Source organism: Pseudomonas sp. AE27 (assembly GCF_037113495.1).
GTDB classification, from domain to species: domain Bacteria; phylum Pseudomonadota; class Gammaproteobacteria; order Pseudomonadales; family Pseudomonadaceae; genus Aquipseudomonas; species Aquipseudomonas palmensis.
On record NZ_CP146966.1, the window covers coordinates 568625 to 582470 of the forward strand.

Below are 13846 nucleotides of genomic sequence, written 5' to 3' on the forward strand. Positions count from 1 at the left end.
AAAAAGGGCGACCCGTGGGTCGCCCTTACTGTGTGCCTGCTGCTCGCTTAGCCGCGACGACGCAGGGCTTCGATACGATCTTCCAGCGGCGGGTGACTCATCAGCAGGCCTGCCAGGCCCTGCTTCAGGCCACCATTGATGCCGAAGGCATTCAGGGTGTCAGGCATGTGCACAGGCACGCCCTGTTCAGAACGCAGGCGCTGCAGCGCGCCGATCATCGCGTTGGTGCCGGCCAGGCGGGCGCCGGCTTCGTCGGCGCGGAACTCGCGTTTGCGCGAGAACCACATGACGATGATGCTGGCCAGGATACCCAGGACCAGTTCGGCAACGATGGTCGCGATGTAGTAGGCAATGCCCTGGCCTTCTTCGTTCTTGAAGATCACCTTGTCGACGAAGTTGCCGATGATGCGTGCGAAGAACATCACGAAGGTGTTGACCACACCCTGTACCAGCGCGAGGGTCACCATGTCGCCGTTGGCGACGTGGCCGATCTCGTGGGCCAGCACGGCGCGCACTTCATCACGCGAGAAACGCTCGAGCAGGCCCTGGCTGACCGCGACCAGTGCATCGTTGCGATTCCAGCCGGTAGCGAAGGCGTTGGCCTCGTAGGCCGGGAAGACGCCCACCTCGGGCATCTTGATGCCTGCCTGGCGGGAAAGCTCTTCGACGGTCTGCAGCAGCCATTGCTCATGGTGGGTGCGCGGCTGGGTGATGATCTGGGTACCGGTGCTCATCTTCGCCATCCACTTGGAGATGAACAGCGAGATCAGCGAGCCGGCAAAGCCGAACACAGCGCAGAAAATCAGCAACTGGTCGAGCTTGAGGTCAACCCCGTTTGCCGCCATGAACCCGTTGAAGCCGAACAGGCTCAGGGTGATGCTGGCAATCAGCACGACCGCAAGGTTGGTGGCCACAAACAGCAAAATGCGCATCATGGTTGTTACGTTCTCCTGACGGATAGAAAGCTTGCGTATGCGGGGTATATAAGGTGCGCGCTCCGTGTATTCAACCGGGCGACTATTTCAAACTGTGTACTTGTGCGGGCAGGCGCGGAGAATGCCAGGTGCGCGAGCCAGAGCGGCAGGCTTGAGGTTGGCCCGTGGCCTGCGCCAGGGCTGGCGCAGGCAGGCATTCGGGCTTACTGCTGGTAGGTCTTGAGGAAATTGCCGATGCGACCGATCGCCTGCTCCAGGTCATCGACACGTGGCAGGGTCACGACGCGGAAGTGGTCGGGCCACGGCCAGTTGAAGGCGGTGCCTTGCACGATCAGCAGTTTTTCCGACAGCAGCAGGTCGAGGGCGAACTTTTCGTCGTTGAAGATCGGGCAGACCTTCGGGTCGATGCGCGGGAAGGCATACAGGGCGCCCATCGGCTTGACGCAGCTGACCCCTGGAATGTCGTTGAGCAGCTCCCAGGTGCGGTTGCGCTGCTCCAGCAGGCGACCTGGCGGCAGCACCAGGTCATTGATGCTCTGGTAGCCGCCCAGTGCGGTCTGGATGGCGTGCTGGCTCGGCACGTTGGCGCACAGGCGCATGTTGGCCAGCATGTCGATGCCTTCGATATAGCTCTGGGCGTGCTGCTTGGGCCCGGACAACGCCAGCCAGCCGGAGCGGAAGCCCGCCACCCGGTACGACTTGGACAGGCCGTTGAAGGTCAGGCAGAGCAGGTCGGGGGCCAGCGAGGCGGTGCAGATGTGCACGGCATCGTCGTACAGGATCTTGTCGTAGATCTCGTCGGAGAACACCACCAGGTTGTGTTGGCGGGCGATTTCCAGCATGCCCAGCAGCAGCTCGCGCGAGTACACCGCGCCAGTGGGGTTGTTCGGGTTGATGATCACCATGGCCTTGGTGTTGGGGGTGATCTTGGCCTTGATGTCGGCAAGGTCGGGGAACCAGTCGGCCTGCTCGTCGCACAGGTAGTGCACCGGGTTGCCGCCGGCCAGGCTCACCGCAGCGGTCCACAGCGGGTAGTCCGGGGCCGGGATCAGCACCTCGTCGCCGTTGTTGAGCAGGGCCTGCATCGACATCACGATCAGCTCGGACACGCCGTTGCCCAGGTAGATGTCCTCGATGCCGACACCTTCGACCTGCTTCTGCTGGTAGTACTGCATCACCGCCTTGCGCGCGCTGAACAGGCCCTTGGAGTCGCTGTAGCCCTGGGCGGTGGGCAGGTTGCGGATCACATCCTGGAGGATCTCGTCGGGCGCCTCGAAACCAAAGGGCGCCGGGTTGCCGATGTTCAGCTTGAGGATGCGGTGGCCTTCCTCCTCCAGGCGTTTGGCGTGCTTGAGCACCGGGCCGCGAATGTCGTAGCAGACATTGGCGAGCTTGTTCGATTTGCTGACCTGCATGATGTGATCCCGATTAGAAAAGATCGCCGCGCATTGCGCTGTGAAAACGTTTGAAATGCGTGTAACGCGGGTGCCAGACTGACGTCTGATGAGGCGCAATAATACGTGCCACCCGCGTTGTCGAAAAGACGCAGTGCGGGGTTTTTAATTCAGCGAGGCCTGGTGATGGAAAAGATCGAGAAAACCCTGGAAGAATGGCGTGCGATGCTCGACCCCGAGCAGTACAACGTGTGTCGCCTGAAGGGCACCGAGCGCCCGTTCAGCGGCAAGTACAACAGCACCCGCACCGATGGCGTCTACCATTGCATCTGCTGCAACAAGCCGCTGTTCGATTCCAGGGCCAAGTTCGACTCCGGCTGCGGCTGGCCCAGCTTCTACGAGCCTATCGCCGACAACGCGATGGTCGAGATCCGCGATACCTCACATGGCATGATTCGCACCGAAGTCACCTGCGCCACTTGCGATGCCCACCTGGGCCATGTGTTTCCCGACGGCCCGCCGCCCACCGGTCTGCGCTACTGCATCAACTCGGTGTGCCTTGACCTGGTGCCGCGACAGTAACCCACCCGAACGCAGGAGACGCGGTCATGGCCGACAACAGTTTGCTCAATATTCCCTGCACCACCCTGCGGGGCGAGCAGAAAACCCTGGCGGATTACCCGGCAAGGGCGGTGCTGGTGGTCAATACCGCCAGCCAGTGCGGGTTCACGCCACAGTACAAGGGCCTGGAGTCGCTATGGCAGCGCTATCGCGAGCGCGGCCTGGTGGTGTTGGGCTTTCCCTGCAACCAGTTCGGCAAGCAGGAGCCGGGCGATGAGCTGGCGATATCGCAGTTCTGTGAAGCCAACTTTGGCGTGAGCTTTCCCCTGTTCAGAAAGGTCGAGGTCAATGGGGCGGGCGCGCATCCCCTGTTCGCCGCGCTCAAGCAGAGGGCTCCCGGCCTGTTCGGTTCGCAGGCGATCAAGTGGAATTTCACCAAGTTCCTGGTCGATCCGCAGTCGGGTGCCGTGAGCCGTTATGCGCCCAGCACCAAGCCCGAGGCGCTGGCGGGCGATATCGAAAAGCTGCTGCGCTAGGTTTCAGGGGCTGTTGGCGGCACCCAGTGATCGATCAGCGCCAGCAACTCTTCGCGGCGAAAGGGTTTGGCCAGGTAGTCGTTCATGCCTGCCGCCCGGCAGCGTTCGCGTTCCTCGGGCATGGCGTTGGCGGTAAGTGCCACGATGGGCAGGTCGGGCCAGCGTCCGCTCTGGCGTATGCGTCGGCTGGCCTCGTAGCCGTCCATCACCGGCATGTTGCAGTCCATCAGCACCAGGTCGAAGGCGGCTTGCTCCAACTGCTCCAGGGCCTCCCCGCCGTGGGCGGCCACGATCACCTCGCAGCCCAGCTTGCCCAGCATGCCCTTGGCGACCAGCTGGTTCACCGGGTTGTCTTCCACCAGCAGGATGCGGGCACGACGCTCGCTGGTCTGGGTGCCTGCCTGGGCGACCGGGCCTGCATCGTCACTGCCCTGCAGAATGCGCTGCAAGGTCTGGTACAGGGCGTTGCGGGCCAGCGGGCGGGCCTGCTGCTGCAGCGGTGCCAACTGGGCGGCTTCTTCCCCCGGCAGGAAGTTGCCATAGGCGGTCACCAGCAGGATTGGCGCCTTGAGTGACGGACGCAGGCCGAACAGGCCATCCAGGTTGTCGGTGACCAGCAGGTCGGGCTCCAGGTCGACCAGGCTGTCGATGCTGTCATGGCGCGAGTACGTCAGCCCCCAACGTGGCAGCAGGCTCTGCAGCAGTTCGGCAAGGCCGCTGCTGGCGCTGCTGATCGCCACCACCTTGCCGCGCAGGGGGGCGGGTGCAATCGCCGGGGTGTGGGAGGCCAGCGGCAGCTCGACACTGAACTGGCTGCCGAAGCCAGCTTCCGAACTGATGCTCAGGCGCCCCTGCATGGCTTCGCAGAGGTTGCGGGTCAGCGCCAGGCCCAGGCCGGTGCCGCCATACTGGCGGGTAATGCCGGCACCGGCCTGGGTGAAAGGCTGAAAGATCCTGACCTGGGCTTCCAGCGGGATGCCGATGCCCGTGTCGCAGACCTCCAGGCGCACGCCGCCGGGGTAGGTGCCCAGGCGAACGTCGACACGCCCGAACCGGGTGAACTTGAGCGCGTTGGACAGCAGGTTGCTGACGATCTGGCGCACCCGCGTGGGGTCACCCAGCACGCTGCTGGGAAACTGCGGATCGATCAGGCAGGTCAGCTCCACGCTGGGCGCCGCGTTCTGCGACAGCAGGTTGGCGGTGTCTTCCACCAGGGCGCCGAGGTCGAAGGGGATGCGCTCCAGCTCCAGCTGGCCGGCGTCGAACTTGGACAGGTCGAGAATATCGTTGAGCAGTTCCACCAGTACCTTGCCCGAGTCGTGGGCGATGGACAGCTGCTGGCGTTGTTCGGCGTTGAGCGGGCTGTCCAGCGACAGCGCGATCATGCCCAGCAGACCATTGAGCGGGGTGCGGATCTCGTGGCTCATGTTGGCCAGGAATGCGGCACGGGCCTGGGCCATGTCCAGTGCCCGGCGTCGCGCCTGCTCCAGTTCCTCGTTGGACTGGCTCAGGCGGGTGTTGCTGGACTTGAGTTCGTTGGTACGGGCCGAAACGATGTTTTCCAGCTCGTTGAGGTAGTCGGTCAGGCGGTTTTCGGCGTTGCGCCGCTGCTGGATCTCGGTGGCCATGCTCACGAACTGCTGGTTGGCGACCTTGACCAGCACGCCGATCTCGTCCTGTTCGTGACCGGGCGGGAAGGCCAGCTTGTTCTGGTTGGGCGCGCGTGCATTGCTGTTGCTAAGGGCGCTGATCACCCGCACCAGCGGCTTGGTCAGCATGAAATAGAACAGTGCCAGCAGGATGCCGGTCAGCACCAGGCTGCGCACGAACCCGTTGAGCAGCGTTACTTCGGCCCGCTTCAGAAAGCGGCTGCCGAAGGCGAAGGTGTCGACTTCAAGATACAGGGTGCCGAGGTATTCGCTGGGCATCTGGTCGAGCATCAGGCGATCCTGGAACTGCCGGCTCTGGCCGAAGAGAAAATCACTCAACATCCGATAGCTGCTTTGTTCGCGCGGGCGCTGCACATCGGACAACACGCTGTCGGTGTTGTCGATCAGGCGCGCACGGGTGATGGCGGGAGATTTGAGCAGGCCCAGGGTCAGTTCGTTGGCCAGTTCCGCATCGAGGTTGTAGGCAATGCGCGAGGCAGGGTTGTGGCTGATTTGCAGCAGTGCCTGCATCTCGCGATTGATAGAGGCGTCTTCGCTGGCATAATCGATGCCGATCTGGATGAGACTGAGCAATGTTCCCAGGATGAAACCGACCAGGACCGTCAGCCGGGCTTGCTTGTAAGACAGGCGATTGGTGAACTTGATATCCATGTATCCCGAGCCAGTTCCACTTTCCGTGCGCTGCGCAAGCATAGCCGATCACCCCCGGTAGCTGGCAGGTACTGTCGCACATTCAGGCTTTCCCAAGAATCTGTGTCGAGGACATAACGTGGACTCTCGCTTGAATGCTTTCCTGGAGCGCGCCGAATCGGTATTGGCGCGTCTGGAACCGCTGCTGCCGGCATTGCGCCCCAGCATCGATTGGACCCAGTGCCTGGCTGCCCGTTGGCAGCGCGAAGGGCGCAGCGGTTTTCTGCTGCCGCTCGAGGTCAGCCTGGACATGCGCCTGTCCGACCTGATCGGTGTCGACAGGCAGCGTGAACAACTGGGCCGCAATACCCGCCAGTTCATCGACGGCATGCCGGCCAACCACGCGCTGCTGTGGGGCTCGCGCGGCACCGGCAAGTCGTCGCTGGTGCGTGCCTTGCTGGCAGAGTACGCCCCACAGGGGCTGCGCCTGATCGAGATCGAGCGTGACCACCTGGCGGACTTGCCGCGGGTGGTGGAGCAACTGCACAAACTGCCACAGCGTTTCGTGCTGTTCTGCGATGACCTGTCGTTCGAGGCCGGGGAGGGCGACTACCGCGTGCTCAAGAGCGTGCTGGACGGCTCACTTGAGCAGGCGCCGGACAACGTTCTGCTGTATGCCACTTCCAACCGTCGGCACCTGGTGCCGGAAAAGCAGAGCGACAACGAGAACTGGAAGATGGTCGACGGCGAGCTGCACCCCAGCGAGGCCGTCGAGGACAAGATTGCCCTGTCGGACCGCTTCGGTCTGTGGCTGTCGTTCTACCCGTTCACCCAGGAGCACTTCCTTGATGTGGTCGAGCACTGGATCACCCAGTTGGCGCTGGCGCCAGGTCTGGTCTGGGCACGGGATGAAGAGCTGGACAAGGCCGCGATCCGCTGGGCAACCGGCCGCGGCAATCGCAATGGCCGCTGCGCCTATCAATTTGCCCGCTATTGGGTGGGCCTGAAACTGCTGGAGCAACAGTAATGATCGATTTGAATGCAGTGGGGGGCGGCCAGTGCGGCTATGACCTGCTGGCGGCGCAGCTGGAGGCGCTACTGGACGGGGAGCGGGATTTCATTGCCAACGCTGCGCAGCTTTCCGCCTTTCTGTACAGCCAGGTCGAAGACCTGAACTGGGCAGGTTTCTACCTGGCGCGCGGTGAAGAGCTGGTGCTGGGGCCGTTTCAGGGGCAGGTGGCGTGTGTACGCATCCCGTTCGGGCGCGGGGTGTGCGGGGCTGCGGCGGCTACACGCCAGACCCAGCGTGTGGAGGATGTGCATGCCTTCCCGGGGCATATTGCCTGTGACAGCGCCTCCAACAGCGAGTTGGTGATCCCCCTGGTCAAGGACGGAGCGCTGATCGGCGTACTGGACCTGGACAGCCCTGTACTTGCACGCTTTGGTGAGCAGGATCAGGCCGGGCTGGAGCGTCTGGCGCGGATTTTCCTGGATTCGACGGACTGCTGAGGCGGGTAGAGGCGTTACGCCCATTCGCCAGCAAGGCTCCTGTCGGGGGTGCTGGCGAATGGGTTGTGTTGCAATCAGTCGTAGATGACTTTCTTCTTCCAGTCTTCTTCGGTGTCGGACTTCAGCCCTTCGGTCAGTGGGTTGACCTCGTCTTCGGTTGGCTGGTTCTGGCTCAGTACCATGGCGTTGGCGCGTGCCAGCAGTTTGTCCATATAGTCGAGCTGCTCGCGGTAGAGCACCGGATCAGGTTGCTTGCGCAGGTACTGCACGCCCCGTTCGAACGCCAGGCGGGCCTGCCCCGGCTGGTTCTGCTGCAGCGCATGCTGCCCCAGGTTGTTGAAGAACTCGATGTGCAGCAGCACCAGGATATGGCGAATTTCCTTTACCCAGTACTTGGCTTCGTTGGTCGGCAGGAAGCCTTCCTGGGAGGCGCGCACCACCTGGCTGTGCAGGGCTTCGAGCAGAAAGCGTACATCCTTGGCACGGGCTTCGGTCTGGATCGGGCCGGGAGGGTTGTTCACCGGTATGCCATCGCCCAGGGCAATCAGGCCCTGGAGCTCGCTGATGCGTGCCTGGATTTCACGGTTGTGCTTGTCCAGGGCCAGGCGGCGCTGGTTCAGGTTCAGTTCGAGGCGGGTCAGCAGCAGCTTGAGTGCCGGGGTCATCAACTGGCCGGGGAAGGTTTCGGTGATTTCGCCACAACGACGCAAGCGGTCGGCCAGCTCGATCTTGAGACGGGCTCGTTCCAGCTTGTTGCTCTCGACTACATTGTTCAGGTAGCCAATCACGATCAAGAGTGCGATACCCGCTACTATAAGCAGGGTGATCAGAAGTGGTGTCACCGTTAACGCCTCATACAGGAAGGTTTGCCGTTTGAGTGTAGTGGCTTCGCTTTTGCCCGGATAGAGCTGTTTGGCAGTTGAGCAGGGCGGATTGCTGGCATTTTGCCTTGAGGTGCCGCCAGCACTGGGCCGCGTCGCGTATGTGCGTCAGAAAATAATCGTCAAGGCTCAGGCGCGCTGCGGCCCCCGTGGCAGCGTAAAGCAGGGCGAAGTCATTGATTTAAATAAATTTATATCTAGGGGTTGACGACTTCTCAAAGCACCCCTAGAATGCGCGCCACTTGCAGCGTAAAGCACACAGCGAAACGCGGCAGGGAGTGAATGTTGTAGCGTGTCCCCTTCGTCTAGTGGCCTAGGACACCGCCCTTTCACGGCGGTAACAGGGGTTCGAGTCCCCTAGGGGACGCCATTGCGGGAATAGCTCAGTTGGTAGAGCACGACCTTGCCAAGGTCGGGGTCGCGAGTTCGAGTCTCGTTTCCCGCTCCAATTTTAAGCAGCTTTGCTTCAGGGCGGGGCTGAGTGAAACCAGAAAGCATCTTCGGGTGTATTTCTGGAACTGAAACACTACACCATGGTGTTTCAGGCAGTGTCCCCTTCGTCTAGTGGCCTAGGACACCGCCCTTTCACGGCGGTAACAGGGGTTCGAGTCCCCTAGGGGACGCCATTTGCGGGAATAGCTCAGTTGGTAGAGCACGACCTTGCCAAGGTCGGGGTCGCGAGTTCGAGTCTCGTTTCCCGCTCCAAATTCAAAGAAAACGCCGTTCGTATGAACGGCGTTTTTTTTTGTCTCGATTAAAGTTCTTTTTTCGCAAGTCTGTAGGAAGGTGTTCCGATGCAGGTGGTGCGGGGCTGTCCGACACTTCGGATTGAGGTAGAATGCCGCTCTTATTTGTCGGTCGTGCGAACTTGCTCTGGTTGATTTTCAGCCCCCTCGATGCAGGTGAAGCCGATCACCCCGACAGGTGCCCGCTGCTTGTCCTGCGCCTGTTTGTTCACTCGAAAGATTAATGGACTTAATCATAGCGTCGAAAATCGTGGCCTCTATTTTCATATAGATCAGGCTAAACCCATTACTGGCACAAGGGAGCCTTAATGAAGCTTCTCATGATCACCAACTGCCCGCAGATGGCAGGCTTCGCTGTCGAGAATGGTGTAGACCGCATTTTCGTGGACACGGAAATCACTGGCAAAGAGGCACGTCAGGGCCACCTGAACACAGTTATCAGCAAGCACAACCTCGATGACGTGCGGCGCGTCAGGCCCGCCGTGCCGTCAGGTCGTTTGCTTGTGCGCATCAATCCTGTCCACGAAGGCAGCCAGGCCGAGATCGATCAGGCTATTGATGCAGGGGCCGATATCCTGATGCTTCCCATGTTCAGGGGGCCTGACGAAGTTCGCACGTTCACTCAGGCGGTACGGGGCAGGGTGCGCTGCAGTCTGCTGGTCGAGACAGTGGGTGCGGCTGCAACGCTGGCAGAATGTGTGCGGGTGCCGGGCGTGGACGAGGTGCATATCGGTCTGAACGACCTTCACCTCGAACAGGGGCTGGACTTCATGTTCGAGCTGGTAGCCAACGGCACGGTAGATGGTCTGGCGGCGGTACTGCGCGATGCCGGCCTGCCGTTCGGTATCGGTGGTCTTGCGCGGGTGGGTGACGGCATGCTGCCGGCCGAATTGCTGGTGGCGGAACATGCACGGCTTGGCTCCAGCGCGGCAATTCTGTCCAGAGCCTTCCATCGCAATGCCTCCTCGGTGGAACAGATCCGGGCCGAGATGGATTTTGCAGGCGAAGTGCAGAAGTTACGCGACGTCTATGAGCACTATCGATGCGCAGCACCGGAGCAGTTGCAAGCCGCTCATGCTAGCGTGCAGACGGGTGTGCAGGCGATTGTCGCCGCGATCCGGGCTCGTCGGGTGAATGGTTGAATGACGTCGCCAGGACAGCGTAGTTTGTTGAGTGCAGGGCTGTTCCTGAGTCTGGCATTGATGGCTGGGCGTCTGGCTGGCTTCGGGCGCGAGGTGTTGCTGGCATCATCATTGGGATTGTCCGAGCAGGCCGATATCGCCATCGTGCTGTTGACGGTGCCTGATCTGCTGGTCAACCTCCTGCTTTCCGGTGGCATCGGTGTGGCTCTGGTCCCGGCGCTGCGCGCGGCAAGCCCGGCACAGGCTGCGGCCCTTTTCAGGCAGGCTTCGCTGGCATTTGGCGCCTTGTTCGCAGTGTTCGGCCTGTGTTTTGCGTTGCTGCCGGGATTGTGGTTTTGGCTGTTCGCGCCAGGCTTGCAAGCGCCCACGCAATGGCTGGACAGCTGGATGATCTATGCCATTGCGCTGGCGATTCCGCTTGCCGCGCTCTCTGGCGTCAGCACAGCAGCGCTCAACGCCCGTGACCGTTTCTTCGTGGCCGGGTGCGGCACGCTATTCTTTAATCTGAGCATCATTGCCGCGTTACTGATGGCCATGTTCTGGTCCAGAAGTTACCTGTCGTTGCTCTGCGCGGGCATCCTGGCAGGAGCGCTGCTGCGCTGGGTCAGCCAGTGGATTGCGCTGCGTGGAGGCGCACCACGGGTAATGCAGGCACATCATGGTCTGCTGCTAGACCGTCGTTTGATACAGGGCTTCGTCGCCGGGCTGGCTTCGGCATCGTTGCTGATTCTGGTGCCGGTGGCTTTGCGTGCGGGGGCTAGTTGGCTGGGCAAGGGGGAATTGGCAGCGTTCAACTATGCAATAAAGCTGGTCGAGCTGCCGCTGGGCATTCTGATCACCACCTTGGCCACCGTGGCATTTCCACGCCTGAGTGAGGCTCACGATCACAACGACTTGACGGCCTTCGACGGTCTCCTGAAATCGGGCCTGCAGCGTGCGCTGGTGTTGTCTTTTGCCGTTGTGCTGTGCGGAGTACCGTTTGTCGATGCGGTGGTGGGGATACTCTTCGGTGCGGGGCGTGTCGGTGTCGATGGGCTGGCGCACATCACCAGCCTTACCCAGGTCGCCCTGCTGAGTGTGCCGTGGGTGGGTATAGCCAGCCTGGCGGCAGCGGCACTCAACGCGCGTAGGCTGCCGGCGCAGGTGCTGCGCCGAACTGCCCTGATCATGCTGGTGTTCCCATTGTTGTGCTTGCCAGGGTTGCTGATGGCCGACCCCATTGCGCTGATGGGGGCACTGCCGGTGTTTCATTGCATCCTGGCGATCAGCCTTATGCAGGCCTTGGGTCGCGCGGGCGCGCGGTCTGCTCGTGCGCAGTTGTATAGAGTTTTGGGCTGTTTGTTCGCCATCGGCAGTGTCGCGATCGTCGGCTGGCTCACTGACGTTCTGGTAGTGAAACCATTTGCCGTGCTGTTGCCCGGTTCCCTTGATATTTGGCGCGTGCTGCTCGCGGGTGGTGTCTTTGCTGGCGCAGTGGCTGCGGGTCTATTGGTGTTGCGCTTTGCTGACAGGCGTGGGAGATAACGTGAAAAGGCTTTTTGACTTGTTTTGTGCTGGTGGGGCTATCGTGGTGTTGTCGCCGATCTTACTCGGGGTCGCGGCAGTCATCTATTTCTCCGACTTCGGACCAGTGCTGTTCAAGCAGCGAAGGGTCGGGCGTGCAGGGCGTGAGTTTTTCATCTACAAGTTCCGAAGCATGGTGCTCAATGCCGAGAGTCTCGGCGGGTTCTCCACTGCAGAAGGCGATCCGCGGATCACCCGGGTTGGTCGGTTCATTCGGCGTACCAGCCTTGATGAACTGCCGCAGTTGTTCAATGTATTGCTGGGTGACATGAGCGTGGTCGGGCCGCGCCCGGATGTGCCCGCGCAGCGTCCGCTATACACGGAAGAAGAGTGGCGCGTGCGACATAGTGTGCGACCGGGTATCACCGGGCTTGCGCAGGCGACTTTGCGCTCGGCTGCAACCGAGCAGCAGCGCAAGCAATTGGATCTGCAATATGCCCAAGAGGCGTCGCTGATGAAGGACCTTGAAATCATCATGCTGACGTTCAAACAGGTTTTCGGAAAAGGCGGCAACTGAAATGTGCGGAATTTTTGGATATTTTAATCGCCGGGGCAAGTCGCTGGCCCCTGACACGGTGCGGTCGATGGGAGAGTCGATTCGTCATCGCGGACCAGATGATCAGGGTGTATTCAGTGCTCCGGGTGTGGCGCTGGGCAACCAGCGCCTGTCCATCATCGACCTGGCTGGTGGGCATCAGCCGTTCATTTCCGATGACCAGAACATCGTCGTTGTACAGAATGGTGAAATTTTCAATCACCTTGAGCTGGCGCAGGAGCTGGAAGGCACGCCGTACGCTTGTCGTACGCATTCGGACACCGAGGTGCTGCTGCGCCTTTACGAGCGTGAAGGTATTGCCTTTGTCGAGAAACTCAATGGGATGTTCGCCATCGCCATCTACGATGCCCGCGAGCAGGCGTTGTACCTGGTGCGTGATCGCATCGGGGTAAAGCCGCTGTATGTACACGATGATGGCGAGCAGATCACCTTTGCGTCGGAGATCAAGTCGGTGCTCAAGGCTGGCATGCCACATCCGCCAATGGACGAAGAGGCTTTGCACCACTACCTCACGTTCAACTACGTGCCGGCGCCGTTCACCTTGTATCAGGGTGTGCGTCATTTGATGCCGGGTCACCTGATGAAGATCACCTCGCAGGGTGTCGAGGTGTCGTGCTGGTGGGACCTTGCGGCGGTCCAGCCCGTTCACGGACGCAGCGAGGAGGAATGGATCGAAGAATTCAACGCCATTTTGGACGACGCCGTGCGCTTGCGGCTGCGTTGCGATGTACCGTTCGGTGCGTTTCTTTCCGGCGGCGTTGATTCGAGCACCGTCGTTGGCTTGATGGCTCGACACATGACCGATCCGGTGAAGACCTTTTGTATCGGTTTCGACGACCCGCGCTACGATGAGTCAGCCTACGCGCAGGAAGCTGCCGAGCGTTTTGGGGCCGAGCACGTCATGGAGCGGGTAGAGCCTGACATGCTTGATCTATGGCCAATGGCTACCTATCACTGCGACCAGCCCCATGGGGATGTTTCATTCCTGCCCACCTATCGCGTTTCAGCGTTGGCCGCCAAACATGTGAAGGTAGTGCTGACCGGTGATGGCGGCGACGAACTGTTTGCCGGTTATGATAAGCATCGAGATTTCTTCGCGCGTCCTGAAGCGGCCACCTGGTCCGACGAAGAGTTTCAACGCAACTATTTCGACAGTATTTCGCTGTTTACCCACCACGGTAAACAGGCCTTGTACACGCCAGAGCGCGCGGCGCGGTTAGAAGCAATAGATTCCTTCGACGTAGCAGCGCCTTACTTCAAGGCGGTGGCGCACCAGGATCGAATCAACCAGGCCTTGTATCTGGACATGCAGTTGCTGCTTTCGGGCAATAATCTGGTCAAGCCCGACCGAATGGGCATGGCCGTGTCGCTCGAAGCGCGTACGCCTTTCCTGGACTACCGCATGATGGAGTTCGCCTTCCGCATGCCGGGTTCGCTCAAACTCAAGGACGGCATCACAAAGTATCTGTACAAAAAAGCGGTCGCGCCGCTGATCGGCGATAACCTGGCCTACCGCAAGAAGCAGATGTTCACGGTGCCAGTCGGCGAGTGGTTCAAGACCACCAAAGCGGATTATTGTCGTGAGAACATGCCTGTCGGCGTGTTTGACCAGGCAGCGATGTCCCGCATGAATGAGGCGCATATTTCAGGTGAGGAGAACAGGACGCGGGAAATTCGTGCGCTTATTGCCTTGAGCCATTGGCAGAAGAACTGCTAGGGCCTG

12 protein-coding genes and 4 tRNA genes are annotated in these 13846 nt (G+C 60.8%); 12 read left to right on the plus strand and 4 right to left on the minus strand.

Annotation, left to right across the window (positions count from 1 at the left end; genetic code table 11):
• Positions 1-47: 47 nt before the first annotated feature.
• Both htpX and V9K84_RS02695 read right to left on the minus strand, forming a co-directional pair.
• On the minus strand, positions 48-935 hold the full coding sequence (htpX, locus tag V9K84_RS02690; RefSeq protein WP_043862742.1) for a protease HtpX: 888 nt from the start codon (positions 933-935) through the stop codon (positions 48-50).
• 203 nt (positions 936-1138) lie between these two features.
• Positions 1139-2350 carry a pyridoxal phosphate-dependent aminotransferase gene (locus tag V9K84_RS02695; RefSeq protein WP_043862743.1) on the minus strand — a complete coding sequence of 404 codons (1212 nt, stop codon included), beginning with the start codon at positions 2348-2350 and terminating at the stop codon, positions 1139-1141.
• A 165-nt stretch (positions 2351-2515) separates the two neighbouring features.
• Between V9K84_RS02695 and msrB the strand changes: the two genes are divergently transcribed.
• Both msrB and V9K84_RS02705 read left to right on the plus strand, forming a co-directional pair.
• Complete coding sequence (gene msrB, locus V9K84_RS02700; protein WP_043862744.1) at positions 2516-2911, plus strand: peptide-methionine (R)-S-oxide reductase MsrB; 396 nt, start codon at positions 2516-2518, stop codon at positions 2909-2911.
• 26 nt (positions 2912-2937) lie between these two features.
• A complete protein-coding gene (locus V9K84_RS02705) occupies positions 2938-3426 on the plus strand; it encodes a glutathione peroxidase (RefSeq protein WP_043862745.1) in 489 nt (162 codons plus the stop codon).
• On the opposite strand, the gene V9K84_RS02710 is transcribed toward V9K84_RS02705, so the two are convergent.
• The gene (locus V9K84_RS02710; protein WP_081315148.1) at positions 3423-5789 is read right to left on the minus strand and encodes a response regulator; all 2367 of its coding nucleotides are present in this window, start codon (positions 5787-5789) and stop codon (positions 3423-3425) included. The two genes, V9K84_RS02705 and V9K84_RS02710, sit on opposite strands and share 4 nt — an antisense overlap.
• A 76-nt stretch (positions 5790-5865) precedes the next feature.
• Here V9K84_RS02710 and V9K84_RS02715 point away from each other — a divergent pair, with 76 nt between their 5' ends.
• Entirely contained in the window at positions 5866-6753 is an 888-nt protein-coding gene (locus V9K84_RS02715; protein ID WP_088514082.1) for an ATP-binding protein, read from the plus strand.
• Complete coding sequence (locus V9K84_RS02720) at positions 6753-7235, plus strand: GAF domain-containing protein (RefSeq protein ID WP_054915824.1); 483 nt, start codon at positions 6753-6755, stop codon at positions 7233-7235. The genes V9K84_RS02715 and V9K84_RS02720 overlap by 1 nt, the downstream gene beginning before the upstream one ends.
• Before the next feature lie 74 nt (positions 7236-7309).
• On the opposite strand, the gene V9K84_RS02725 is transcribed toward V9K84_RS02720, so the two are convergent.
• Complete coding sequence (locus V9K84_RS02725) at positions 7310-8077, minus strand: hypothetical protein (RefSeq protein ID WP_043862749.1); 768 nt, start codon at positions 8075-8077, stop codon at positions 7310-7312.
• 333 nt (positions 8078-8410) lie between these two features.
• Between V9K84_RS02725 and V9K84_RS02730 the strand changes: the two genes are divergently transcribed.
• From V9K84_RS02730 to asnB, 8 genes are all read left to right on the plus strand, one after another.
• Positions 8411-8486 (plus strand) — tRNA-Glu (locus tag V9K84_RS02730).
• A 2-nt stretch (positions 8487-8488) separates the two neighbouring features.
• Positions 8489-8564, plus strand: a tRNA-Gly gene (locus tag V9K84_RS02735).
• 102 nt (positions 8565-8666) lie between these two features.
• Positions 8667-8742 (plus strand) — tRNA-Glu (locus V9K84_RS02740).
• Positions 8743-8745: 3 nt separating this feature from the next.
• Positions 8746-8821: transfer RNA gene (locus V9K84_RS02745), tRNA-Gly, on the plus strand.
• Positions 8822-9170: 349 nt separating this feature from the next.
• A complete protein-coding gene (locus V9K84_RS02750) occupies positions 9171-10004 on the plus strand; it encodes an aldolase/citrate lyase family protein (protein ID WP_088514313.1) in 834 nt (277 codons plus the stop codon).
• Positions 10005-11528: a lipid II flippase MurJ gene (locus V9K84_RS02755; RefSeq protein ID WP_088514314.1), complete on the plus strand. Its 1524-nt coding sequence runs from the start codon at positions 10005-10007 to the stop codon at positions 11526-11528. It abuts the gene before it with no gap.
• A gap of 1 nt (position 11529) precedes the next feature.
• Positions 11530-12084, plus strand: a complete 555-nt coding sequence (locus V9K84_RS02760) for a sugar transferase (protein WP_052504286.1) — start codon at positions 11530-11532, stop codon at positions 12082-12084.
• Between the two features lies 1 nt (position 12085).
• A complete protein-coding gene (gene asnB, locus V9K84_RS02765; RefSeq protein WP_043862899.1) occupies positions 12086-13840 on the plus strand; it encodes an asparagine synthase (glutamine-hydrolyzing) in 1755 nt (584 codons plus the stop codon).
• Positions 13841-13846 lie beyond the last annotated feature (6 nt).